Origin of the sequence: Acinetobacter nosocomialis NIPH 2119 (assembly GCF_000368085.1) — a bacterium.
GTDB lineage: Bacteria > Pseudomonadota > Gammaproteobacteria > Pseudomonadales > Moraxellaceae > Acinetobacter > Acinetobacter nosocomialis.
Window position 1 is genome coordinate 2289512 of the sequence record NZ_KB849239.1, and the last position, 24550, is coordinate 2314061.

A 24550-nucleotide genomic window follows, 5' to 3' on the forward strand; every position below is an offset into this window, starting at 1 on the left:
AGATTGCAAAAAAAGCCTTCAGGGCACATCCTAAAGGCTTTCTATAGATATATACTGGTGAGCTTACTACCCTTTGTAAGTTTTCAAATCAGAATTACCCATCATGACGTGTGGTGTAGTCTCATGTTGAAAAGCCGCTTCTTGTTTTGGTGATTGGTTATGTTCAGCAACCATATAAACAATAAGCGCAAGAAGAAAAAGCCCTACAATAATTAAAATATAAACTGGCAATCTTCTTTTTTTTGCAGTCTCTTCAGGACTCGTCACATGAGGTGGTTTTGAAAAATCATGCATCTTCTTTCCCCTCTTCTATTATCATTAACTTTATATTCATCATAACAATTTGATTTGTTGCATTGTGTGAAAAAGCATTATGCGAAGGTGACTAGGTTTGCAAAACTCTACTTTAAAAAAAATATTTTTAGTATAAAATTTAGCCACTTTATTTTTGACTATATAAAAAATATTCTGACTTTATTCGAATTCTTTTGCGAAGTTGGATTTGTAATACAATATGTTTTAGCGCTTACTTTTTATAAAATAGGCTATAATAAGCCCCCTTGTTTTAAAGCTACTCAATTTTATGATGTATCGTCAGCAAAGCGTAACTCTTGATCTCGACACTGACGTCACACATCAATGTTATTTGCATCAGACAAGAGATGACCATCTCATTGGTATTATTGAATTTAATAAGCCAAGCTATGAGCTCAAATGGGGTGATCTTGAGTATTTCCGTCGCCGTACCGAAGAGTTCTCGGTCATGCCATTCCCTGAATGTGTTAATGCGATGATTGTTGATATTCGTAATATCAATGTATTTCTGGACAACGAAGTGCCTATTTTACCATGGCGTTTACTTGAAGAAGACTGCCCTGTTCGTTTGGTTGTTCCTCAAGATCGTCTAGAATATTATGCGGGCCTGTTTGAGCCAACTTGGCTTTCAACAGATGTAGACAGTGCAATTTCAGAAATTCGTGAATTTATGGATATGTTTGTCCATTAATAAACATATCCATAAAAATTCTCTTAAAATATTTTTACTTTCGGTTTTTACCAATAATTCTCTACTGCAATATTTCCCTCACCACGACGATTCATCGTCAAACCGCGGCGTTTTAAAGCCTCTTTGGTATCGTCAACCATTTGTGGGTTTCCGCATAGCATGACATGACTGGTTGCTGAATTAAGTTCCAGACTTGCTGCTTTTTCTAACTCACCATTTTCAATTAATATCGGTAAACGTTCATGCAACGGCGCAGATGGATCTCGGGTAATAATTGGAATAAATTTAAAACCTACATGTCCTTCGCCAAAAGTTTCGGCAATCTCTTGAATACGGTCAACATAAGCCAATTCATCTGCTGTACGTACACTGTAGACCAAATTAATCTTTTGATAATTAGACCAAGTTTCAAAGTCTTGTAGCATTGACAAAAATGGAGCCAAGCCAGTACCTGTTGCCAATAACCATAAATCATGCGGTAAAGGTTGCTGATAACGCGCCAAAGTCAGATAGCCATATGGAATTTTTTCTAAATATAGCTCATCACCGACTTTCAAATGCTGTAGATTCGAGGTGAAGGCACCGTCTGGTACAACAATTGAGAAGAACTCTAGCGTTTCATCAAATGGAGAAGACACCACCGAATAAGCACGAACAACCAGTTCCTCCCCCACCTTTAAACCTATACGCGCAAACTGACCTGCGGTAAATTTAAAATGTGAAGGGCGAGTCATGGTAAAGCTGAAAAGTGTTGGGGTCCAACGATGAACAGATAAAACTTTTTCTACGCTAAATTTTTCAATTGACATGATTTCAACGTGGCATGAAATAGTGCGCTCATGTTAGCATGACAGCCGAAATAATGAATACTTTTAAACGTTAAGGCTTTTAAACATGCGGATGACATTACGCCAGTTGGCTGTTTTTGTAGCAGTCGCCCAAGAAGGAACCGTTACTAAAGCCAGTGATGCGGTCAGACTGACGCAAAGTGCAGCAAGTATGGCTTTAGCTGATTTAGAAGACGGCTTAGGTGCTCCTTTGTTTGATCGTTTAGGGAAGCGCTTACAACTAAATGATCTTGGACGTTTTTTACTTCCACAAGCATTAGAGATATTAGGGCGCTGTGAAGCTTTTGAACAAGCTGCAAAAGGTGAGTTACAAAGCATTGACCTTCGTATTGGGGCGACCTTAACTATCAGTGACTATTTAATGCCTGATTTAATGGCTAACTTTTTACAGCGTCATCCGCAAGCACATTTACAACTTCAAGTAGGTAACACACGCCAAATGATTGAAGCTGTGAATCAGTTCCAATTAGATTTAGCTTTAATTGAAGGTTCTTGTCACTTACCTCAACTCCAATGTATTCATTGGCGCGATGATGAATTAGCAGTGTGCTGTTCACCAGATCATCCTTTAACACGTTTAAATCGCCCACTTACGCCTCAAGATTTTCATGACATAGAATGGATATTACGTGAGGAAGGTTCTGGTACTCGAGAAGTCTTTGATAATGCTATTTTGCAAGATCTACCCGATGCCAACATTCGCTTAACGCTTGGTCACAATGAAGCAATCTTAAAAATAGTGGCAGGTGGTTTAGGAATGTCTTGTATTTCTAGATTAGCAATTGAACCTTTAAGTGAAAAAGGTCAGCTCGTCATTTTAGATACACCATTTTGGCAACTGACTCGTCCGCTTTATATGCTGGTGCATCGCCAAAAATATCAAGGTCCGGGCCTTAAAGCATTTTTAAAATTCTGCGATGAAGATCAGGCTTAAAGCCTGATTTTCTAATGCCATCGTGAGTCATTTTCACACGGCTCACCGTCATGATCACCATCCATTTTAGTGTTCGGACAATTTCTTACAAACCAACGTGCTTCTTCTAAAGAATGCATTTGCGAACAATACTCACGCCCATCACAATGAAAAACTGATGTTTCATCATTTACTCGTTCCGGGGCTGGAGCTGTTTGAGAAGCAACTGTTTGAGGAGTAAATGCTAAAGCCTTTTTCGTTTTCTCAGATAGTTGAATATCCGGCAATTTACCCAAAGCTGCGCGCTGTTCCTTAATAATCTGCTTCTGCTGCTGTATTAATAATTGCACTTTCTCATGTGATGCACGTTGTTGAGCCTCCTGACGATAGTGCAATACCATAAAACTCACACACGCAACAATGACTAAGACCATAACGGTAAATATACTGATGTATTCACTTGAACTCAGCTTGAATTTGCTGCGTTTGATTTTTCCCCGTTGATTCATATTTCCCCTTTTTTTAATTTTATTATTCGTTTTAAGAAAATTAAGGGAAACTTATATCTCCCTTAATGCTAAATCTCTTAATTTTTTAAACATCAACCAAAGTAATTGCTTAATACATTATTTAAGTAATTTTAATGCATAAGACTTAGTTCACCTAGCGTCGGAAATTTGACAATAACTCACTGGTAATCGCTTTATTGTGTTCCGAAATTTTATTTTTTTTAGTTTTTGCAGGGTTTGGGTCCACACGCTCAATTTTGATCGCTTTAAATTTCCCCTGATTATCCGCTGCAAGAAATCTTACTTTTTCATTTCTTTTTGGCTCACCTTCTGATGCAGGGAAATCAGAAATATGAAAGAAAATATCTCCTTCAGTGGTTGAAATAAAACCAAATCCCTTATCGGCGTTATATTGTTTTACTCTTCCAACATAAAACTCTTGCTTCATGATCTTTCCCCTATTTTTTCCCATCCAATCGTTGCGGTAAATAAAAAGAGACTTTCAATTCCGCTCTTAAAAAAATATACGGTTTGATGAAGTCTCTTTTTATTGCTATGTCAAAAATTAATCTTTTTGAACACTACCAAAAATCTTGTCGCCAGCATCGCCTAAACCAGGAACAATATAACCATGTTCATTTAAGCCATCATCAATAGATGCAGTATAAAGCTGAATATCGGGATGTGCTGCTTCTACTTTTGCAATTCCTTCAGGAGCTGCAACTAACACCATAACACGAATATCTTTACAACCACTTGCCTTTAGCACATCAATGGCAGCAACTAAAGAATTACCCGTTGCTAACATTGGGTCAATAATCATCGCAATACGGTTCGCCACATCTGGAACTAACTTTTTATAGTAAGTACGTACTTCTAACGTAGCCTCATCACGTTCAAGACCTAACACACTGACTTTGGCACTTGGAATCAGGTTAAGTACGCCATCAAGCATACCAATACCTGCACGTAGAATTGGTACAATCGTTATTTTTTTACCAGCAATACGCTGAGTAGTAACATTGCCAGCCCAACCTTCAATCTCACAATCCACAACTGGTAAATCTTTGGTTGCTTCATATGTCAATAACATAGTCACTTCTTGAGCAAGCTCACGGAAATTCTTAGTACTGATGTCAGCACGACGTAATAAACCTAATTTATGACGAATAAGTGGGTGACGAATTTCTTGAATGGCCACAGATGTTACCTAAAAATATAAAAACGTATTTATTATAATCTTTTTTTAACTATCAATAAAAAAAAGCCTCCATATTTGGAGGCTTTTTTGTACACAAGAATTATTGCTGTTGTGAAAGCATGAAATGTAATGGAGATAAAATTTCTGCTTTTAACGCCAAATTAATCATTGGATCTGGATATACACCCAAAATAATTACTAATGCAGCAGCAGCCAACACCATTAAACCACCCACTTTTTGTCCCCAATGTGCATCAGCATCAATACGAGGAGTTTCAGGTGGAGTCATATACATAACAACCATCACACGTAAGTAGTAATACAAACCAATACCACTACCTACAATAATCATTGCAGCTAAGAACCAGTGTTGAGTCGTTACAGCAGCCATAACAACCAAGAACTTACCAATGAAGCCCGCTGTTAATGGAATACCAGCCAAAGATAACATCATGACTGTTAATGTTGCTGTAAGTACTGGACGACGCCAGAACAAACCACGGTAGTCTGCAAGGCTTTGAGCTTCATCTACATTGTTATATGGGCTAGACATTAACGCTACTGCACCAAAGGCACCAATAGTTGTTAAGACATAAGTCACCACATACACAGTTACGCTACCTAAGCTTGCATATGTCATGCTGATTAAAGCAATTAACAAATAACCAAAGTGAGCAATAGATGAATAACCCAAAATACGTTTTAAGTTCACTTGACGAACAGCGAGCAAGTTACCGACTAAAATTGACAATACAGCGATGATTGTCAAAACAGTCACTAGCGAGTTCACCATGATTGCGCCAGAAGCAAGCAAATAACGTACGAACAAACCAATTGTTGCAACTTTAGCAGCAGTCGCTAAGAAAGTTGCCATTGGAGCTGGAGCGCCTGCATATACATCTGGTGTCCATTTGTGGAACGGTGCAAGCGATAATTTGAATGCAACAGCAAAGATAATGAGTGCTAAACCTAATAACACCATTGGCTGTTTGATTGCACCAAATAAAGCTTGAACAGAATCATAGAATGAAAGCGAACCAGTATAAGCGTAGATATACGCCATACCCATCAACAACATTGCAGAAGCTGTTGCAGAAAGCACAAGGTACTTAATGCCCGCTTCAAGCGATTGACTACGTTGATATGTATAAGCAAGTAAGCCATATACAGGAATCGACATTAACTCAAGGCTAATGAAGAAAGATGCATAGTGAGAACTTGCAACCATCAACATTGCACCAGCTACAGAAGCAAGTAACAGAAGATAGAGTTCTTCGCGGTTGTCTTTATAAGTCTCGATATAAGCATGAGACAAAGTACAACAAGCCAATGATGCAACTAGAATCATGAACTGATAGAACAAAGTAAATGGATCAACCATAAACATGCCCATCACATTTGCCGGTACAAATTTACCGCCAAATAGTTCTAGCAAGATATAAAGTGCAGCAAGGTTTAAACCGACAACAGAAGTTGTTGCGATTAAATTATGGTTACGTTTTATTGAAATTAACAACATGACGACGACTGTTGTCAAAGCAACAATCATCACCGGTGCTAAAGGCATAAGCGTAGAGAATGATACTGTGAAGTTCATGATTATTGGATCTCCACATGGTCAAGTTGAGTAGCTGTTTGCTGAACAGTTTCAACGACTTCTTGTACTGGCACATAACTATTGACCAACCACTGCATACTTGAATGAGATACATCCAAGAATGTTTGCGGGAAGATACCAAGCCAAACGAGACCAATCGCACAAATCATCAAAATAACAACTTCACGAGCAGATAAGTCTTTTAATGGACTAGTGTAGTGTTGCTTTTGTTCAGGGTTTGGCTCACCAAATAAAGCACGGTGAATCAAGATCAAGCCATATAAACCTGCAAATACAAGGCTGATAGAAGCAAGAATCGTGAAGGCAGGATATTTATTGAATGAACCCATCAAAATCAGGAATTCACCAATAAAGTTACCTAAACCTGGCACACCAACAAGAGCAGCTACGAAGAACATTAAGAAGAATGGTAAGTATTGGAGTTGACCACGAAGACCACCCATCAAACGCAAATCACGTGTATGCAAGCGCTCGTAGATTTGACCAGACATAATGAACAATGCAGCAGATGACAAACCATGTGCCAACATCATGATCATTAAACCTTGGAAGGTCAAAATATTACCTGCATAGATTGCAAGTAAAATGAAGCCCATGTGTGAAATCGACGTATACGCAAGTAAACGCTTCATGTCAGTTTGCTGGTAAGCACACCAAGCGCCGTAGAAAATACCAATCAAACCGAAAATAATCGCGATATCTGCAAACTGTGCAGAAGCTGCCGGGAAGAATGGAATTACAAAACGGAGCAAACCGTACGCTGCAGTCTTAATCAAGATACCAGCCAAGTCTACAGAACCCGCTGTAGGAGCTTGAGCATGCGCATCTGGTAACCAGCCATGCAATGGGAAAACTGGTAACTTCACTGCAAAACCGATAAAGAAGCAGATCATGAAACCATACGCGAAGCCAGCAGGTAAACGATTCGCTACAGCTAATAAATAGTTGTAATCAAAACCGATCATACCAGTCATCATGTAGCCATAGACCACAAGGCCAAGGATACCGATTAACATCACTAAACCAGCGATTTGTGTATATAAGAAGAACTTAGTTGCAGCGTAAACACGTGAACGGCCGTTTGAACCCTTATGACCCCATAACGCAATCAAGAAGTAGATTGGTACAAGCATCATCTCCCAGAAGAAGAAGAATAGGAACAAATCAATTGCCAAGAACACGCCAATAACGCCACCTAAACTCCATAATAAGTTTAAGTGGAAGAAACCAACATTCTTTTGAATCTCGCCCCATGAACAACCAACAGCAAGTACACCCAGTAAAGCTGTTAACAACACCATGAGTAAAGACAAACCATCTACAGCTAAGTGAATGCCAATACCGAGAGACTTAATCCAAGGTAAATAGAACTCAGCTGACCAAGTTGGGACTTTTGAGCCCAACTCGTAGCTATAAGTACCATTTTGCCAAAGTGCAAGACCTAAGCCCAAGGTAATGAGCATACCAATTAAGGCAATCCAGCGTGGCAAAGTTTTGTCGAGTTTATCGACTAACCAACAAGTAAAACCTGCAATGAACGGAACAAGGATCAGCGCGGGTAAAATTAAATTGTTTTCCATTTTATTTCCCCACTACCTGAATAACGATCAAGATCATCAATAACACCACTACACCGAGTGACATGCTTGATGCGTATTCACGCAATGAACCTGTTTGACGTGAGCTTGTGAAACTGTTTCCGCCTTTAACAAGCGCAGGAAGAACAAGCCATAAGCTGTCAATCGGATCACGACCAAATAGTTTGGCGAAGAATAAATAAGGTTTAACAAAAACGATGTCATACAACGCATCGAAACCAAATGCAGTACGACAAATATGAGCTAAGCCAGCACCAAGACTTGTTTGAGCAAACGATTTCACTGCACCGTAAGCAAATGCAAATAGACCAATACCAACAGCTAAACCAACAAGCGCAATGCCTACAGCTAAATGCTCTGCCCCATGCATGCCTTCTACAAATTGTTCAGCAACATGGAATTCAGGAATTTTTGCTGTATTTAAAATACCAGCTACTGGACCTTTTAATGCAGCACCCACAAAAGTAGACAATACTGCCAAGATACCTAATGGCGCCCAGTAAGTTGCACCTTTAATCTCATGGTAATGCGTATTTTCTTTACCGAAGAATACAACCCAGATTAAACGGAAGGTATAGATTGAAGTCAGGAATGCACCTGCTACACCAGCCCAATATAAAGTGTGGTATAGAGCAATTGATTGACCTTGTACCCAAACTTCACCAAGAATCGCATCTTTTGAGAAGAAGCCGATTGTTAAGAATGGAATCGCTGCTAATGCACCGCCACCAATCGCGAAACATGCAAATAGGAATTTGTTTTTGTAGAACAAACCGCCCATTTTGAAAATGTTCTGTTCGTGATGGTAAGCAAGAATAACTGCACCAGAAGACAAGAATAATAATGCTTTGAAGAATGCGTGAGCTAACATGTGGAACAGGCCAGCTTGATACGCTTCTGCACCTACAGCCATAAACATATAACCAAGCTGACTCATTGTTGAGTAAGCCAAAATACGTTTGATGTCTGTTTGCACGAGAGCAGCAAAACCTGCAACTAATAAAGTTACAGCGCCTGTTACCGAAATGAATTGCATCACTTCAGGTGCAAGCTCAAATACGCTGAATAGGCGGCAGCATAAATACACACCAGCCGTTACCATTGTTGCTGCGTGGATTAATGCAGAAACAGGTGTTGGACCTGCCATCGCATCTGCCAACCATGTTTGCAATGGAATTTGAGCAGATTTACCAGCAGCACCTAAGAACAACATTAATGCAGTCCAGATAGTAAGTGACGAACTCTTCGTCATGATTTCTGCTGCGTGTTCAACGATGTACTGAGTATTAAGCGTACCAAATTGTTGGTAAAGCAAGAATAAAGCGATAAGTAGGAATACGTCACCTACACGAGTAACTGTAAATGCTTTGATCGCTGCCCAACCATTTGCAGGGTTTGCATAATAGAAACCAATCAGCAAGTAAGAGCATAGACCTACGCCTTCCCAACCTAAGAATAACAACGCTAAGTTGTCACCCAATACAAGCACAAGCATGCTTGCAACGAATAGGTTGAAATAAGAGAAGAAGCGCGCATAACCTTCTTCACCACGCATGTACCATGATGCAAAGATGTGGATTAGGAAACCAACACCTGTGATCATGCCCATCATGAGTAAAGATAAGCCATCTAAATGTAAGCTAATGCCAGGAGCGAAACCACCAACATTGAACCATGTCCAAAGGTTTTGAACAAAAACCTGTTGGCCGCTGTTGGTAAATGCCATACCAGCAATCAATGCAAATAATGCAGATAAACCTACAGAACCCACACCGATAATTGCTGCAACATTTTCAGAGAGCTTATCACGCCCTGCCGCCAATAAAATAAAACCGATTAGCGGAAATAATACTGTTAGATATAAATAACTCATCCGCGCATCTCACTAGCAGCATCCACATCCAAATGATGGAAGCGATGATAGAACTGAAGGACAATCGCAAGACCGATACACGCCTCTGCCGCAGCAAGGGTTAAAATCAGAATGAACATGACTTGTCCATCTGGTTGTGCCCATACGCTACCCGCAAGAACGAATGCTAACGCAGCAGCATTCATCATGATTTCAAGGCTCATTAACATAAATAGTAGGTTGCGTCGCACCATTACACCGTAAAAACCGAGTGCAAAAAGAATGGTTGCAACAATCAAACCATGTTCTAAAGGGATCTGGCCCATTATTCTTTTTCCTCTTCTGCACCTGGTTCACGTTTACCTAAGTGGTATGCTGCAACAAGGGCTGCTAGCAATAACATCGCGGCAACTTCAACCAATAATAAGTAGTGAGTAAAGAGCGCTTGACCAACAACTTTTGGTCCAATTACTTGTGCTCCAAGTGGTGCAGAGATGGTTGTATATTCACCACCAAGCATCCAAACTAAAAGCAAGCCAAGTAAAAAGCTCATGAGTGCTGGATATGCCCAAGCATCTGAAGAAAGCCATTTACGCTCTTGTTCCACAGTGTGTTGCCCTAAGTTAAGCATCATCACAACGAATACGAACAAGACCATAATCGCACCAGCATAAACAATGATTTCGAGGGCGCCGGCAAACGGCGCACCTACGATCATGAAAATACCAGCAACAGCTAGTAATGAAACAATCAGACTAAGCAATGCATGTACAGGGTTCGTGTTAGTCACTACACGAACCGTAGAAACGATGGCCACGAGCGCCATCAAATAAAACGGCCACATCATGGTAATAGACTCCGTACATCGATTGGTGCACTTTCTTTTTGTGCTTGACCTTTCTCTTTACCGTTAATTGCCATACCAGTTACACGGTAGAAGTTGTAGTCTGGGTATTTACCTGGACCTGAAATGAGTAAGTTTTCTTTCTCATATACGAGGTCTTGACGTACGTATTCGCCCAACTCGAAATCTGGAGTTAACTGAATCGCTGTCGTTGGACATGCTTCTTCACACATACCGCAGAAGATACAACGAGAGAAGTTGATACGGAAAAACTCCGGATACCAACGACCGTCTTCTTTTTCAGCTTTTTGCAGTGAAATACAGCCAACTGGACATGCAACCGCACAAAGGTTACATGCCACACAACGCTCTTCCCCATCTGGGTCACGTGTCAAGATAATACGACCACGATAGCGAGGTGGTACAATTTCCTCTGCTGGTACTTCTGGATAAAGAATTGTGTCACGTTTACGGAAACCATGGGTAAATACCATGAATAACGTCCGAACGATTGACCCAACTCCAGCTAGAATTTTATACATTTTGTACTCCCTGCTGTCTTAGGCCTGATTCATCAGAATCACAGCACCAGTTACCAATAGGTTAACCAACGCCAGCGGCAAACAAATTTTCCAACCGAAGTTCATGACTTGGTCGTAACGTGGACGCATTAAAGAACCACGTGCCAATACAAACATCATTACGAAGAATGCTGTTTTAATCACAAACCAGAACACTGGTGGAATAAATGGAATTTCTAAATTGAATGGCGCTAACCAGCCACCAAAGAATAAAGTCACGATCAATGCAGAGATAAGTACAACGTTTACATATTCAGCAACGAAGAACATACCCCATTTCATACCGCCATATTCAACATGGTAACCTTCAGCCAATTCTTGTTCTGCTTCAGGTTGGTCAAATGGGTGACGGTGAGTTACCGCAACACCAGCAACCACGAAAATCAAGAAACCTAAGAATTGTGGAATGATGAACCAAACGTCACGTTGAGCTTCAACAATTTCACGAAGGTTAAATGAACCAGCGATTGCAACTACGCCCATTAACGAGATGCCCAAGAACACTTCATAAGAAATTGTTTGAGCAGCTGAACGCAAACCACCGAGTAATGAATATTTGTTATTTGATGACCAACCACCGAATAACACTGCATAAACCGCAATACCAGCCATAGCCATAAAGAACAACAGACCGATGCTCATGTCTGCAACACCCAATGCAGGGCTTACAGGAATAACCATGAACGAAAGCACCGCAGTTGCCATCGCAACTGCCGGAGCTAAACGGAAAGTTAATTTATCGGCAAATTTTGGTGTCCAGTCTTCTTTGAACATGATCTTAAGCATGTCGGCAACGATCTGGAACATACCACCAGGACCAACACGGTTTGGACCATAACGGTCTTGCCACCAAGCAAGTAAACGACGCTCAATAAAAGACATCAATGCAGCAACAAGTACAACGACAAGCAAAATCACAACTGCTTGAACCACTGCATAAGCAATTGGCCAGTTCTCAGCCCAAAGTGGCGTTTGACGTATAATTTCTTGATTCATGAATTACACTCCTAATGCCACTGAAACAGGCTCAGCTAAGGATACTGTCGGTGCTAAACCAACTGGGTAACCGATATAACCTGTAGGTAAATATTCAATTACTTGTACAGGTAAGCTCACTGTAGTTTCGCCTGCTTTAACTGTAATACGTTGACCTTCTTGTAGGTTCAAACGCGTTGCGTCTTGTTCGCCTACAGCAAATACAGCTTCAGGAATACGAGTTTCCATTGCAGGTGTTTTAATCGTGAATTCACCAGAACCAAAAATATGGTGCATTGGTACAAGACGGAAGCTTTCAGGGTTTGCAACTACTGCAGTTGGAGCAACATAGCTACGTGCTGGACGTTTTGCTAAACGGTCAAATAAACGAACGCCTGAATCACCACCTTTTAAGTGACCACCCACTTCATCTTGGTATTTGTTCCAAGATTGTGGAGAGTTCCAACCTGGCGCCCACGCAAATGGTACAAGCGAAGAAGCTTTTTGCGGACCTACATAACCTTCCATAGAGAATGTTAATGCTGAGTCTGGGTCTGTCGGTTGCTTAGGTTCATGAACAGATAAAGGTGCACGAATTGCTGTACGACCAGAATAGCGACGTGGTTCACGAGCAATTTTCAAACCATGTACACGATAGCCTGCATCTGGTGCAACATCTTGAATTGCTTCAAGTACCGGAACATTTTTAACGATACTTTCAATCACGTCATCAAGCAATGTCCAATCAACTGGCTTACCTTTAAGACCAGTTTCAATGGCATGCAACCAACGCCAAGATTCTTTAATCGCGTATTCAGGTTTGTAGTAGCTTGGATCGTAAACTTGATAGAAGCGCTGAGCACGACCTTCTTGGCTTACAACAGTACCATCACCTTCGGCAAAGCTTGCTGCTGAAAGCACAATATCCGCCTGTTTCACAGTTTCTGTTTCGCTGTGATCAAGTACGATTACTGTTTCAGCTTTATCAAGTGCTGCTTTAACTTGAGCAGCTGGTAAACGACGGAACAAGTCATTTTCAACAATAACAAGTGTGTCGTAGTCTTGAGCAAATGCTTGTTCAAGGCTTAAGCCACCAAACAATGCCAAGCCCATAGAGTTCACTTCAGGAACTACAAGGCTTAAACCAGCTTTTGAGCCAAGGTTTTGCGTTAACTCTGCTGCAGCTTCCATAATTGAAGCATCTTGCAAGCTCGTACCCGCAATAATTAACGGTTTGTTTGCTGCTTTTAAAGTGTCTGCAATAGTTTGAGCAAATGCTTTTGCATCGTCATCTAAACCATTAACTGTTTCACCTTTAACTGCCGCAGCAACTGCAAAACCTAAACGCGCAATGTCATTTGGAGAGGCAACAACTTCACCAGTTGCAACATCAGCAAGACGAGTTTGAGTTGCAGCCAAAATATAGATCGGAGATTTCGCTTCCTGACCAATACGTTGTACTGGTTCAGCCAACCAATCTGGCGTACGTGTTTTTGCAGCCATTTCGCGAGCTTTGTTTTTCGCAGCTTGACGAACTGACAAAGCCATACGTGGTGCAGTTTGGGTTAAATCTTCACCCAAAATTAATACTGCATCATAGCTTTCAATTTCACGCATGTTCGGGTTGTAAATACCTTCTGTTTGCATGATTGAAGCAGCAAGTTCAACAAGTTTTTGCTCTTTTTGCGCAACACCTGTTGAGTAGTTTGCCTGGCCTACAAGTTCACGTAATGCATAGTTTGATTCTAAGCTTGCACGTGGTGAACCGATACCTAAAACTTTTTTACCTTCAAGTTTCGCAATTGCTTGATCTAAAGCTTGGTCAACAGAAACAGTTGCTACTGTTTCGCCATTACGGAACTGAGGTTGACGTGGACGATCTGCACGGTTTACATAACCTGTGCCAAAACGGCCTTTGTCACAAAGGAAGTATTGGTTAACCGAACCATTGAAACGGTTTTCTACACGACGGATTTCGCCATAACGCTCACCCGGAGAGATGTTACAACCTGAAGAACAGCCATGACACACGCTTGGTGCATATTGCATATCCCATTTACGGTTATAGCGCTCTGAATGAGTCTTATCGGTAAATACACCTGTTGGACATACTTCAGTCAAGTTACCAGAGAATTCAGATTCTAAAGTGCCTGATTCTGGACGACCAAAGTAAACACGCGATGCATTGGCAAACACACCAAAGTCTGTACCGCCCGCATAGTCTTTGTAGTAACGAACACAACGGTAACAAGCAATACAACGGTTCATTTCATGCGCAATGAATGAGCCTAGTTCTTGGTTGTAATGTGTACGCTTAGTAAAACGATAGCGACGACGGTCATGACCAGTCATTACAGTCATATCTTGTAAATGACAGTGACCACCCTCTTCACACACCGGACAGTCATGTGGGTGGTTGGTCATTAAGAACTCAACGATAGATTCACGAAAATCCGTTGCTTCTTTGTCTTCAATCGAGATATAGGTATTGTCAGATGCTGGTGTCATACATGACATCACAAGACGTCCGCGCGTATCTTCAGGATTTGCATACTGAGTTACGGCACATTGACGACATGAACCAACAGAACCTAAGGATGGGTGCCAACAAAAATACGGAATATCAATGCCAAGGGATAAACATGCTTGTAGCAAGTTTTCTGATCCATTGACTTCGTACGATTTTCCATCGACATGAATTGTAGCCATAGTCGAATCCCTTAAGCTTGTTCTACGTTGCTAGTTTGCACGACAGGACGATTCGTCACTTTCGCTTCAAACTCGCTACGGAAATGTTTGAGTGCGCCCATAAGCGGCTCCATCGCACCTGGTGCGTGGGCACAGAAAGTTTTACCAATCCATAACTTACGAGTAAGTTCTTGTAAATGATCGATATCTTCTTTCTTACCTTCACCTGTTTCAAGTGCTTTAAGCGCTTTAACAGCCCATGGCAAACCATCACGGCACGGTGTACAGAAACCGCATGATTCACGCGCAAAGAATTCTTCAAGATTACGGGTCAACGACACCATACATTGAGTCTCGTCTACCACCATCAATAAACATGTTCCTAAACGAGAACCTGCTTTCATAATGGTTTCAGCATCCATTGGTAAATCAATGGTATCTGCAGGTAAAAAGTCAGTTGACGCACCACCTGGTAACCATGCTTTAAGCTTTAAGCCTTCACGCATACCACCGGCATGATCTTCGATTACTTCACGTGCAGTCGTACCAAATGGTAGTTCCCAAAGACCAGGGAATTTAACTTTACCTGACGCACCATAAATCTTAGTGCCTGGGTCTTTTGATTTACCAGCTGATAAACCGATATACCACTCTGGACCACGAAGCATGATTGCTGGCAAGTTGTTATAAGTTTCAACGTTGTTCACAATCGTAGGACGACCCCATGCACCAGCAACTTGCGGGAATGGCGGTTTAGTACGTGGGTTAGCACGACGACCTTCAAGTGAGTTAATCAATGCAGTTTCTTCACCGCAGATATAACGACCTGCACCAGTATGTACGTGTAACTCGAAGTTCCAGCCAGAACCTAAAATGTTGTCACCTAAGTAACCTTTAGCGCGAATTTGCTCAAGCGCTTCATTTAGGTATTGAGCAGCTTCGATGTATTCGCCACGGATGAAGATATAGCCTTGAGTTGCTTCTAAGGTATAACCTGCAATTAACATACCTTCGATCAATTGGTGAGGAAGTTTTTCCATCAACAAACGGTCTTTAAAGGTACCTGGTTCCATCTCATCAGCGTTACAGATCAAGTAACGTGGGCCACCATCGTTTGGCGCCATAAGAGACCATTTGATCCCTGCTGGGAAGCCTGCACCACCACGACCTTTTACAGTTGCAGCTTTAATGACTTCAAGCACTTCAGCAGGTTTCATGCCTAATGCTTTTTTAAAGCCAGCATAACCGTCAAGTGCTTCATAGTCGTCAGCGCTATGTACGGCATCTTGTTTGCTTAAACGCCAAGTCAGTGGATGAGTTTCCGGATTACCGTCGCCATAAATTGGTTTTGGTTCAGTATTCATACATACTTCTCCAATAACTGTTTGACTGATGTCACTTCAACTAAACCGTGAGTATCTTCATCAATCATTAACGTTGGGCCTTTGTCACAGTTGCCTAGGCAGCAAATTGGGAGCAGTGTAAAACGACCATCTTGTGTCGTTTGACCAAACTGAATACCTAATTCACGCTGGAATGCTTCAGCTAATGTTTCAGCACCCATTAAGAAGCAAGCAATCGAGTCACAAAGCAAAATTACGTGACGACCTACAGGCTGGCGATAGATACGGTTGTAGAACGTTGCTACACCTTCTAAATCTGCCACACTAATCGTCAATAATTGTGCGATGGCGTTCATTTGAGCATCATCTACCCAACCGTTACGGCGCTGTACGCACTTTAATGCATCTAAAGAAGCTGCACGTGGGTATGGATAGTGACCAATGTGATGTTCAATTTCATGGATTTCTTCAGCAGTCAAAATCCCTTCAACATTCACACGTGGTTTTTTATCAGTCAGAATCATCATTTTGCGTTACCTCTTAGCGATCCACGTCAGCCATAACCACGTCAATGGTCGCCAGATAAATGATTAAGTCAGACACTAAACTGCCGTTAATCACTGAAGGAATTTGCTGTAAGTGAGTAAACGTCGGTGTACGGATACGAGTACGATAACTCATCGTTGCCTTATCCGAAGTCAAGTAATAAGTACTTGCACCTTTCACAACTTCAGTCATGAATGACGCTTCACCAGCAGGCATGACAGGACCCCATGACACGCTCAAGAAGTGCGTAATCAAAGTTTCAATATCTTGTAACGTCTTATCTTTTGGTGGTGGAACAGCCAATGGGTGATCCGCTTTATATGGACCCGAAGGCATGTTATCCAAACACTGTTTGATAATTTTGAGTGACTCAGTAATTTCACGGAAGTGAACAAGAACACGAGCGTAGGCATCGCCTTCATACTCAACTGGCACATCAAAATCAAAGTTTTCATAGCCACTGTATGGACGATATTTACGAACGTCGAAATCAATACCTGTTGCACGTAAACCAGTACCAGTTACACCCCATGCAAGTGCAGATTTTGCATCGTATTGAGCAACATTACGTGTACGACCAATAAACACAGAGTTTTTAAGCGCAGCTGTGTAGTATTCGTTGAGACGTTTTGGCATCCACTCTAGCAATTCTTTAACAAGTTTTTGCCAGTTATTTGGAAGGTCGTGTGCTGTACCACCAATACGGAACCATGCTGGGTGCATACGGTAACCCGTAATTGCTTCAACAATGTCGTATACTTTTTGACGGTCTGCGAACATATAGAATACTGGTGTCATACCACCAGCATCCTGAATTGCCGTACCACAGTAAAGTAAGTGGTTATTAATACGGAACAACTCATTCAACATGACACGAATCACTTGTGCACGCTCAGGAACTTTAATTCCTGCAAGCTGTTCAACTGCCATTACATATGGCATGTTTTGCGCACAACCACCCAAGTAGTCAACACGGTCAGTATAAGGAATGAAAGAGTGCCATGTTTGACGCTCAGCCATCTTTTCCACACCGCGGTGGTGATAACCGATATCAGGAACACAGTCTTTCACTTCTTCGCCATCTAACTGCAATACAATACGGAACGCACCGTGTGCAGATGGATGGTTAGGACCCAAGTTCAAGAACATGAAGTCTTCATCAGCGTTACCACGCTTAAGACCCCAGTCTTCAGGTACAAAGCGTAAATGTTCCTGTTCGAAATCTTGCTTCGCTTTGTCTTGCATATACGGCGTATATTCTGTCGCACGTGCTGAATATTCTTTACGAAGCGGGTGACCTTCCCAATAAGTTGGCAACAAGATACGACGGAGCATTGGATGCCCTTCGAAATTGATACCGAACATATCGTAAGCTTCACGTTCATACCAGTTGGCATTTGGCCAGATATTTGTCGCTGTCGGGAGGCTAAGATCATTTTCGTTCAAGGCAACCTTGATACGAATGTCACTATTACGCTCAAGCGATAATAAATGATAGAACACAGTGAAGTCAGATGCTGGTAAACCATCACGATGTTGACGTAAACGCTCATCCATCGCTGATAAGTCAAACAGCATTACATAAGGACGTTCCACTTTACGCAGGAACATGAGGACTTCTTGCACGCGTGCGCGCTCAACCCAGACTGTTGGAAACTCTTCAAAAGTCGCCTGCACATAGAAGTTCTCACCAAACTTGGTTTTGAGCTCTTCTACGATTGCAAATGCTGGGCGTGAATCAACTGGTGTTGATTCTGGCATAGCAATGTCAGTTTCAGCCATTGGCTTGGCTTCCTATTTAATACAAATTCTGTCAATTTTCTCGATGAACATATCGGTCAGATATGTCAAAACACCGTCAAAAAATTATTTAATCTCATCCATAGAGCGTAAGTTTTTAACGGCAATACGCTGCGCATTCTTACGATCACGTTCTGGCATCATCTTTGGCTTATACACTGGCTGAAGATCATCACCAATCACGGCAGAAAGCGGGCGTCGCTCTAATTGAATCTGGTCTTGCAAAAGCATTAACGCTTGAATTAATGCTTCAGGACGAGGCGGACAACCTGGGACGTACACGTCAACAGGAATAATTTTGTCTACACCTTGTACTACTGAATAGATGTCGTACATACCTCCAGAGTTTGCACAAGCACCCATTGAAATAACCCATTTAGGTTCTAACATTTGTTCATACAAACGTTGAATAACCGGAGCCATTTTTACAAAGCAGGTACCTGCAACAATCATCAAGTCAGCCTGACGAGGTGAAGCACGAATAACCTCTGCACCGAAACGGGACAAGTCATGCACGCCTGTTAAAGTCGTTGCATATTCAACGTAACAACATGAGGTACCAAAGTTAAATGGCCACAAAGAGTTTTTACGTCCCCAGTTTACTGCTGTATGCAAGACATCCTCTAAACGAGTCATGAATACGTTTTTATTCACTTCCTCTTCAAGCGGATCAGTCACAATTTGGCGTTCTTGCAATGGGTATTGATCAGCATCCGGATTCGCGCGGGTCAGAGTATATTTCATCCCGACTTACTCCTTTTCAGATGACAATGCAGGTGTAGTTTTTGACTTAACACGACCTGATGATTGGGCTGGAATCTGGCCAGTAGGGTCAGTTACGAGCTCTTCAATAGAGTTAAAGCGTGTAATTTCAGCAATGTCCATTGTTGGTGAACCGACTTTAATCTTCTCACCAGCTAATTTACGGCGATCTGCCGGTGCCCAACTTAAAGCACCTACAGAGAAGGCATAAACAAGCGCAATTAATAGATCAACGACAAAGATTACAACAGTGGTATATCCCAACCACCCTACTTCACGCACAGAAGTAGACCATGCATAGAGGTAAAGGGCCTCTAAGTCGAAAACCACGAAGAAAATTGCAACTAGATAGAACTTTGCAGACAGGCGAATGCGAGCGCCACCAGCACTCACGACACCTGATTCAAACTGCTCTTGCTTAGCACGTCCCCACGATTTTCCCCCGAGGAGTAAGGGAACTGTGAGCATAAAGACGCAAAGAAATGTAACGCCGATCACGAAGGCGATAATCGCCCAGTCGTATGGAGTAATGGCACTCATGCGGGGATAACTCCTGGCAGGCCTATTATTTAACAAAGAATGTATGTATTGGCCTTTGAATACACCAAACACAAAATTAATCCCGCCAATTGTACCTGATTTCTAATTTCGCATGCTAGTTGAAGCGTCTTAGTCTTTTGGATGATTTTCCAATCAAAAGTATTGTTCTATGTCTTGTAGAGGGGGTTTCACCGCTTATAATCGGTTTATTTGATAGTTTTCTTAGTTGTAATGATTTTTTTCATTTTTTGATTTTTAATATTATTTGCACAATTGCTCAATCGGTCAAAATAAACACCTTACTTTTTTATAATATTAGACGGTTTTTTATTGTATTCATCTTCCCCTCTGAATTATGATGAATGTTTAATCATGCATTAATATTTTATTACTCTTGGATAAGAGTGTTTATCATTAAGGGCAGCTGATGCCATACTCACTTCGTGAATTTTCATTTTCTTCTTCCCTGAAGTTTTTTTTGCTATTTACTCTCATTATTTCAATATGCTGTTTTATTGGAATTGCATCTCGCCCCCTTAGTTTTCTTGCATTTTTCTGGCCTGCTAACTCCGTATTTTTAGGTCTACTCATTCGATTTCCGCAAACACGACAAGTGGGTAGTTTTGCAGGAGCTTTTATCGGTTACATGATTGCCGATTTAGTTAAGGGCACTCCTCTTTTTCTCACCCTTATTTTAACTGCCTCAAATTACCTATATGTCGTCATGACATTAGCACTTGCAATGTTATTTGGCCGTTATATAAAAGCTGCCTATCGAGGCTATTCTTACTTGGTTTTATTTGCTCTGTGCGGTATTGGTAGCATAACCGGTGCTTTTTTTGCAGCAACTTTTGTACCGATGTTTAATACCAAATTTATGATTGGCAGTTTTTGGGCTGAATTTGGTTATTGGGTTACATCAGAACTTCAAAATGCCTTACTGTTATTGCCAATCATTTTAAATTTCCCTCCTTACCTTAAAATAAAAAACTACATTAAAGGTAATCAAGTATATGTAAAGGCTGTTGATTTTCTGCCTTTATTGGCTGTCCTCATTTCAATAGCTGTCAGTTATTATGACTCAGGTCCAGGTTCCCTACTCTATCCAATTGCCGCATTAATCTGGTGCGCTATACGCTATAAACCCATCATTGTGGCTCTCATTACCTCTTTTACGAGTGCGTATATTATTTATCATGTTTCTGGTCATTATTTATTACTGTATCCACAAGATTATTTAAGCAATACTATTTCTATCCGTATAGGGCTAATCATGATGACCATTGCACCACTTACTGTTTCCAGTATTAGTGCACTTCATTCTGAATTAATTCAAAAATTACAACATGCTATTGCCCATGATGAACTCACATCGAGTTTAACTCGACGTCAGTTTTTACAATCGGTTCGTTTACTCCAAGAAAAAGTACAAAAAGAACATAAAACCTCTGCATTTTTTATGTTGGATGTCGACCATTTTAAAAAGGTGAATGACAGTTATGGTCACTTGATTGGTGATAGAGCCTTACAAACCTGTGTAACCACCATACAAAATATTCTGCACCCTCATGATTTACTGGGTCGTTTTGGAGGTGAGGAATTCGCAATTTTTATTCCTGACACGACTAAGGAAGCTGCTTTTGAACTTGCAGAAAGAATACGAATTAAAATTAGTCAGCAACCAATATATGTTTATGGCAAATTACCTATTTTTGTACAGGTCAGTATTGGCATTAGCTTATATTCTCCAAACTACCACCGATCTATTGAAAGCTTGTTTAAAGAAGCAGATGACGCACTCTATCAAGCAAAGCGCCAAGGACGTAACCGAGTTTTTATTTCTTTGTAATATTTTAAAGTCATCATCTAGTGTAATGAATTTTATACAATAACTTCTGTTTTGCCATGTATGCTAATAACAGATAATAAGGAGAAAAATGTATGAATCTAGAATATACGCATAAACCAGACTATTACTTGTTTGCACAATTACTCGTGCGACATATAGAAAGCTATATTCAAAAACACCCAGATGCAGATAATGCCATTTTTGACTTGCGAGATGTCTATGAAATTTTTAGACAAGATTTCGCGTCAACCACAACAAATCTAGAAGGCATTTTACATATTGCGGATTCATATAGAGTTGAAACTTTGAATGGAGACCAGCCTCTTATTCAAAAATATCAAATCGATGCTAAAAACAATTCGCTGTTAATTGACTTTAATACAGATGCGCTAAACAGTTTAAGAAGCGGGAAACCAATTTTAGAACCTGATGCCACTCAATTATAAATAAACCAATAAAAAAGCACCTTATGCAGGTGCTTTTTTATTTGCCTTTAATGGCGGCTGTTTAAAGCGATGTGCTGGCCACGTCATGATAAAACGTGCGCCTCCCAAGCTTGGGCTTTCATCTACTTTAATTTCACCACCAAACCAATAAGCAATACGGCTTACAATCGAAAGTCCTAAACCATACCCACCAGATGCACGTGTACGGCTATCATCTAAACGTGCAAAGGCTTCAAATACACGTTTACGATCTTGTTCAGGAATACCGGGACCATCATCTTCAACACAGACAAAAGCCATGCCATCGCTGTGAATACCACCAGTAATACGCACTTTGTTATCACAATAACGAACAGCATTACCTACTAGGTTTTGTACAACACGGTGAAGGTAACGGCGCTCTGCATCTACTTTCACATATAAAGGCGGTGGAATGAGTTCAATTTCTTTCTGTGTTTTTAACGCTTCGGTTTCAACTGCAACCTGATCCAACACTTCAAAGAGTACAATTTCTGCAAAATCTAGCGAAGGTGTACCCTGCTCTAGTTTTGCGTAAGTCATGATTTCATCAATTAAGGTATTGAGTGCTTCAATATCTTTATCAATCATGTCGACCTGATGCATACGGTGATTGTAGTCATCTTCTTCGGCTAACATTTCTGTACCAAAGCGAATACGTGCCACAGGCGTTCTGAGTTCATGAGATACCGCTCTCATTAACTCACGTTGAGCTTCAATCAAACGCTGGATATGATCAGACATATTGTTATAACTTGAAGCCAAGTTAGCCATTTCGTCACTTCCTTCAATCGGAACACGCAATGACAAATCACCCGATTTCATACGGTTTAATGCATAACGCACTTGTCGAATTTTGCGCTCTAGCGGCAAAATCAAACCGTAAACACCCAAACTTAATAAGAATAAGCTAAATAAGGTAATACCCGCAGAAAGCTGTAAAGGCATCCAGTTAAACATTGGAACAGGACCCAACACTAACACTTGTGCAGGATGATTCGGGATTGGAGAGACAATCGAAATGGTCGTACCACGTACTGTTGCACTATCTTTATACAACATGACACTTTGGTCTTGGCGTAAACGCCCAATCTGTTCAGAGTCCAGATTTACATCTTGAATGTTTTGAATATTGATTGGATATGAAAAGTGTTTTTGAATCTTGGCAAGGTACTCTTGTTCCTGCCCCGGATAAAACATTAAGTAGTCGAGTACAAAAATAGGGAGCGCCTTCATTTGGCGTTCACTAATTTTGTCGACTTTTATAGATAAGTAATGTTGTGGGTCGTCACGCAATCCAATAATGACATACGCAATGCTATTACTGGCATCGTAACGAACAACAGATTTTTGCGCTTCAATCCGCTTTTTCTCGGTTCGAGACAATTCAACCTTACTTGCATCAGTATAGTAAATTGGAAGTTCGAGCAAATCAGATGCATCAGAAATCCAATCTATCTTTTGCTGCTTCCCAGGTTGTCGAGCGACCCCTTCACTAATGACATAAGAAATACCATCAGTTAAAGATTCTCGGTATTCTTGTGCGCGTTGGTAGTTGATAATTTGTACCAGTAAATACCCAAAAACAGCCACCAAAACAACAAGAATTACCAGCCCCGCATATATTCGCAGGAATATACTGTGTTTAAACACTCGACCAACCTTATAGGAAGTTTAATCAGATTTTACAATCCATTGGTTTCTTTAACAAACAAGTAACCTTTACTACGTACAGTTTTAATACGTTTTGGATTTTCAGGATCATCGCCAATTTTTGGACGAATACGTGAAATACGTACGTCGATTGAACGGTCTTGACCATCGTATTCGATACCACGTAAACGTTCGAAGATATCTTCACGCGATAAAATACGACCAGCGTTTGATGCAAGCAACCATAACAAGTCATATTCAGCACTTGTAAAGTCAACAAGTTCACCGTTTAACGTTACAGAGCGGCCGCCATTGTCGATGACAAGGTCGTCAAACTCGATACGTTGAGCAACTTCATCTTCAACAGTTTTATCTGTGCGACGTAATAGTGCACGAATACGCGCTAATAATACACGTGGTTGAACTGGTTTAGCGACATAATCGTCTGCACCCATTTCTAGACCAAGTACTTGGTCCATGTCTTCAGTACGCGCAGTCAACATCAAAATTGGTTGATGGTAGTGTGGGCGAACTTCACGACAAACGGTTAAACCATCTGCACCCGGCAACATGACATCCAAGACCACAAGATCTGGTTGTTCACTAATAATACGACGAATTGCACGGTTACCGTCAGTTTCTACACCAACTTCCAAACCGTTGCGGATTAAATATTCTTGAGTTAATCGCGCTAAACGCTCGTCGTCTTCAACGATCAGAATCTTTGGTAACTTTTCTTCTTGGCTCATATCATTGCCCCTATAAATCTCATTACATGCATCTTAAAAATCTTGCAGATACATTCGTTTATCATTTGCAATATACACACGTTTACATTGTAAACAAGTAGGCGTTCACCAAACTGATACATGACAACCATGTTTTGTTGCATTTTATTAACCTTTGAATTTTCAAGTATTTTTGATATCTGTTTATTATTCTTATATGTCATAATCTATT

The 24550-nt window shown here is 40.9% G+C and carries 25 protein-coding genes; 4 read left to right on the forward strand and 21 right to left on the reverse strand.

Going from position 1 to position 24550, the window contains the following annotated elements; translation table 11 throughout:
* Nucleotides 1-66 precede the first annotated feature (66 nt).
* Nucleotides 67-294: a hypothetical protein gene (locus F984_RS14545; RefSeq protein WP_002050410.1), complete on the reverse strand. Its 228-nt coding sequence runs from the start codon at nt 292-294 to the stop codon at nt 67-69.
* Between the two features lie 292 nt (nt 295-586).
* Between F984_RS14545 and F984_RS14550 the strand changes: the two genes are divergently transcribed.
* Nucleotides 587-1006: a hypothetical protein gene (locus F984_RS14550; protein ID WP_170318166.1), complete on the forward strand. Its 420-nt coding sequence runs from the start codon at nt 587-589 to the stop codon at nt 1004-1006.
* A gap of 47 nt (nt 1007-1053) precedes the next feature.
* Here the strand turns inward: F984_RS14550 and F984_RS14555 are convergent, their stop codons facing one another.
* The gene (locus tag F984_RS14555; protein ID WP_002050307.1) at nt 1054-1815 is read right to left on the reverse strand and encodes a ferredoxin--NADP reductase; all 762 of its coding nucleotides are present in this window, start codon (nt 1813-1815) and stop codon (nt 1054-1056) included.
* An 85-nt stretch (nt 1816-1900) separates the two neighbouring features.
* On the opposite strand from F984_RS14555, the gene gigC reads away from it, so the two are divergent.
* Nucleotides 1901-2788: a LysR family transcriptional regulator GigC gene (gene gigC / locus F984_RS14560; RefSeq protein ID WP_002050411.1), complete on the forward strand. Its 888-nt coding sequence runs from the start codon at nt 1901-1903 to the stop codon at nt 2786-2788.
* An 11-nt stretch (nt 2789-2799) separates the two neighbouring features.
* Here the strand turns inward: gigC and F984_RS0103975 are convergent, their stop codons facing one another.
* The 16 genes from F984_RS0103975 to ndhC all read right to left on the reverse strand — a co-directional run bounded on the left by F984_RS0103975 (nt 2800) and on the right by ndhC (nt 19624).
* Nucleotides 2800-3276, reverse strand: coding sequence for an excalibur calcium-binding domain-containing protein (locus F984_RS0103975; protein ID WP_004710373.1), 477 nt, complete (start codon nt 3274-3276; stop codon nt 2800-2802).
* 154 nt (nt 3277-3430) lie between these two features.
* Complete coding sequence (locus F984_RS14565) at nt 3431-3724, reverse strand: cold shock domain-containing protein (RefSeq protein WP_002050402.1); 294 nt, start codon at nt 3722-3724, stop codon at nt 3431-3433.
* Nucleotides 3725-3841: 117 nt separating this feature from the next.
* Nucleotides 3842-4477, reverse strand: a complete 636-nt coding sequence (gene upp / locus F984_RS14570; RefSeq protein ID WP_002050313.1) for a uracil phosphoribosyltransferase — start codon at nt 4475-4477, stop codon at nt 3842-3844.
* A 100-nt stretch (nt 4478-4577) separates the two neighbouring features.
* Nucleotides 4578-6074: an NADH-quinone oxidoreductase subunit NuoN gene (gene nuoN, locus F984_RS14575; protein ID WP_002050422.1), complete on the reverse strand. Its 1497-nt coding sequence runs from the start codon at nt 6072-6074 to the stop codon at nt 4578-4580.
* Between the two features lie 2 nt (nt 6075-6076).
* On the reverse strand, nt 6077-7675 hold the full coding sequence (gene nuoM / locus F984_RS14580) for an NADH-quinone oxidoreductase subunit M (RefSeq protein ID WP_002050326.1): 1599 nt from the start codon (nt 7673-7675) through the stop codon (nt 6077-6079).
* A 1-nt stretch (nt 7676) separates the two neighbouring features.
* Nucleotides 7677-9566 carry an NADH-quinone oxidoreductase subunit L gene (nuoL, locus tag F984_RS14585; protein WP_004710377.1) on the reverse strand — a complete coding sequence of 630 codons (1890 nt, stop codon included), beginning with the start codon at nt 9564-9566 and terminating at the stop codon, nt 7677-7679.
* Nucleotides 9563-9871, reverse strand: coding sequence for an NADH-quinone oxidoreductase subunit NuoK (nuoK, locus tag F984_RS14590; protein WP_000529822.1), 309 nt, complete (start codon nt 9869-9871; stop codon nt 9563-9565). Before nuoK ends, nuoL begins: the two co-directional genes overlap by 4 nt.
* Nucleotides 9871-10389, reverse strand: a complete 519-nt coding sequence (nuoJ, locus tag F984_RS14595; RefSeq protein ID WP_014205902.1) for an NADH-quinone oxidoreductase subunit J — start codon at nt 10387-10389, stop codon at nt 9871-9873. The genes nuoK and nuoJ overlap by 1 nt, the downstream gene beginning before the upstream one ends.
* Nucleotides 10389-10931, reverse strand: coding sequence for an NADH-quinone oxidoreductase subunit NuoI (gene nuoI / locus F984_RS14600; RefSeq protein ID WP_000276693.1), 543 nt, complete (start codon nt 10929-10931; stop codon nt 10389-10391). Before nuoI ends, nuoJ begins: the two co-directional genes overlap by 1 nt.
* 18 nt (nt 10932-10949) lie before the next feature.
* Nucleotides 10950-11966, reverse strand: a complete 1017-nt coding sequence (gene nuoH / locus F984_RS14605; protein ID WP_002050372.1) for an NADH-quinone oxidoreductase subunit NuoH — start codon at nt 11964-11966, stop codon at nt 10950-10952.
* 3 nt (nt 11967-11969) lie between these two features.
* On the reverse strand, nt 11970-14654 hold the full coding sequence (gene nuoG / locus F984_RS14610) for an NADH-quinone oxidoreductase subunit NuoG (RefSeq protein WP_004710381.1): 2685 nt from the start codon (nt 14652-14654) through the stop codon (nt 11970-11972).
* 11 nt (nt 14655-14665) lie between these two features.
* Complete coding sequence (gene nuoF, locus F984_RS14615; protein WP_002050452.1) at nt 14666-15997, reverse strand: NADH-quinone oxidoreductase subunit NuoF; 1332 nt, start codon at nt 15995-15997, stop codon at nt 14666-14668.
* Entirely contained in the window at nt 15994-16503 is a 510-nt protein-coding gene (gene nuoE, locus F984_RS14620; protein ID WP_002050341.1) for an NADH-quinone oxidoreductase subunit NuoE, read from the reverse strand. The genes nuoF and nuoE overlap by 4 nt, the downstream gene beginning before the upstream one ends.
* 13 nt (nt 16504-16516) lie before the next feature.
* Nucleotides 16517-18304 carry an NADH-quinone oxidoreductase subunit C/D gene (nuoC, locus tag F984_RS14625; RefSeq protein WP_002050296.1) on the reverse strand — a complete coding sequence of 596 codons (1788 nt, stop codon included), beginning with the start codon at nt 18302-18304 and terminating at the stop codon, nt 16517-16519.
* 84 nt (nt 18305-18388) lie between these two features.
* On the reverse strand, nt 18389-19066 hold the full coding sequence (locus F984_RS14630) for a NuoB/complex I 20 kDa subunit family protein (protein WP_002050353.1): 678 nt from the start codon (nt 19064-19066) through the stop codon (nt 18389-18391).
* A 6-nt stretch (nt 19067-19072) separates the two neighbouring features.
* Nucleotides 19073-19624: an NADH-quinone oxidoreductase subunit A gene (gene ndhC / locus F984_RS14635; RefSeq protein ID WP_002050273.1), complete on the reverse strand. Its 552-nt coding sequence runs from the start codon at nt 19622-19624 to the stop codon at nt 19073-19075.
* Between the two features lie 427 nt (nt 19625-20051).
* Between ndhC and F984_RS14640 the strand changes: the two genes are divergently transcribed.
* A complete protein-coding gene (locus F984_RS14640; protein WP_004710384.1) occupies nt 20052-21473 on the forward strand; it encodes a sensor domain-containing diguanylate cyclase in 1422 nt (473 codons plus the stop codon).
* Between the two features lie 92 nt (nt 21474-21565).
* Nucleotides 21566-21919, forward strand: a complete 354-nt coding sequence (locus F984_RS14645) for a hypothetical protein (RefSeq protein WP_002050462.1) — start codon at nt 21566-21568, stop codon at nt 21917-21919.
* Nucleotides 21920-21940: 21 nt separating this feature from the next.
* Here the strand turns inward: F984_RS14645 and bfmS are convergent, their stop codons facing one another.
* From bfmS to F984_RS0103980, 3 genes are read right to left on the reverse strand one after another with little or no spacing between them, the layout of a single operon-like run.
* The gene (bfmS, locus tag F984_RS14650; protein WP_004710386.1) at nt 21941-23590 is read right to left on the reverse strand and encodes a sensor histidine kinase BfmS; all 1650 of its coding nucleotides are present in this window, start codon (nt 23588-23590) and stop codon (nt 21941-21943) included.
* Between the two features lie 32 nt (nt 23591-23622).
* The gene (gene bfmR, locus F984_RS14655) at nt 23623-24339 is read right to left on the reverse strand and encodes a response regulator transcription factor BfmR (protein ID WP_000076440.1); all 717 of its coding nucleotides are present in this window, start codon (nt 24337-24339) and stop codon (nt 23623-23625) included.
* Entirely contained in the window at nt 24336-24542 is a 207-nt protein-coding gene (locus F984_RS0103980) for a hypothetical protein (RefSeq protein WP_017393245.1), read from the reverse strand. The genes bfmR and F984_RS0103980 overlap by 4 nt, the downstream gene beginning before the upstream one ends.
* Between the last annotated feature and the right edge of the window lie 8 nt (nt 24543-24550).

Coding starts and splice junctions, on each gene's coding strand:
- F984_RS14545 (WP_002050410.1), bottom strand. CDS start 294: ATGCATGATTTTTCAAAACCACCTCATGTGACGAGTCCTGAAGAGACT.
- F984_RS14550 (WP_170318166.1), top strand. CDS start 587: ATGTATCGTCAGCAAAGCGTAACTCTTGATCTCGACACTGACGTCACA.
- F984_RS14555 (WP_002050307.1), bottom strand. CDS start 1,815: ATGTCAATTGAAAAATTTAGCGTAGAAAAAGTTTTATCTGTTCATCGT.
- gigC (WP_002050411.1), top strand. CDS start 1,901: ATGCGGATGACATTACGCCAGTTGGCTGTTTTTGTAGCAGTCGCCCAA.
- F984_RS0103975 (WP_004710373.1), bottom strand. CDS start 3,276: ATGAATCAACGGGGAAAAATCAAACGCAGCAAATTCAAGCTGAGTTCA.
- F984_RS14565 (WP_002050402.1), bottom strand. CDS start 3,724: ATGAAGCAAGAGTTTTATGTTGGAAGAGTAAAACAATATAACGCCGAT.
- nuoN (WP_002050422.1), bottom strand. CDS start 6,074: ATGAACTTCACAGTATCATTCTCTACGCTTATGCCTTTAGCACCGGTG.
- nuoM (WP_002050326.1), bottom strand. CDS start 7,675: ATGGAAAACAATTTAATTTTACCCGCGCTGATCCTTGTTCCGTTCATT.
- nuoL (WP_004710377.1), bottom strand. CDS start 9,566: ATGAGTTATTTATATCTAACAGTATTATTTCCGCTAATCGGTTTTATT.
- nuoK (WP_000529822.1), bottom strand. CDS start 9,871: ATGGGCCAGATCCCTTTAGAACATGGTTTGATTGTTGCAACCATTCTT.
- nuoJ (WP_014205902.1), bottom strand. CDS start 10,389: ATGTGGCCGTTTTATTTGATGGCGCTCGTGGCCATCGTTTCTACGGTT.
- nuoI (WP_000276693.1), bottom strand. CDS start 10,931: ATGTATAAAATTCTAGCTGGAGTTGGGTCAATCGTTCGGACGTTATTC.
- nuoH (WP_002050372.1), bottom strand. CDS start 11,966: ATGAATCAAGAAATTATACGTCAAACGCCACTTTGGGCTGAGAACTGG.
- nuoG (WP_004710381.1), bottom strand. CDS start 14,654: ATGGCTACAATTCATGTCGATGGAAAATCGTACGAAGTCAATGGATCA.
- nuoF (WP_002050452.1), bottom strand. CDS start 15,997: ATGAATACTGAACCAAAACCAATTTATGGCGACGGTAATCCGGAAACT.
- nuoE (WP_002050341.1), bottom strand. CDS start 16,503: ATGATGATTCTGACTGATAAAAAACCACGTGTGAATGTTGAAGGGATT.
- nuoC (WP_002050296.1), bottom strand. CDS start 18,304: ATGGCTGAAACTGACATTGCTATGCCAGAATCAACACCAGTTGATTCA.
- F984_RS14630 (WP_002050353.1), bottom strand. CDS start 19,066: ATGAAATATACTCTGACCCGCGCGAATCCGGATGCTGATCAATACCCA.
- ndhC (WP_002050273.1), bottom strand. CDS start 19,624: ATGAGTGCCATTACTCCATACGACTGGGCGATTATCGCCTTCGTGATC.
- F984_RS14640 (WP_004710384.1), top strand. CDS start 20,052: ATGCCATACTCACTTCGTGAATTTTCATTTTCTTCTTCCCTGAAGTTT.
- F984_RS14645 (WP_002050462.1), top strand. CDS start 21,566: ATGAATCTAGAATATACGCATAAACCAGACTATTACTTGTTTGCACAA.
- bfmR (WP_000076440.1), bottom strand. CDS start 24,339: ATGAGCCAAGAAGAAAAGTTACCAAAGATTCTGATCGTTGAAGACGAC.
- F984_RS0103980 (WP_017393245.1), bottom strand. CDS start 24,542: ATGACATATAAGAATAATAAACAGATATCAAAAATACTTGAAAATTCA.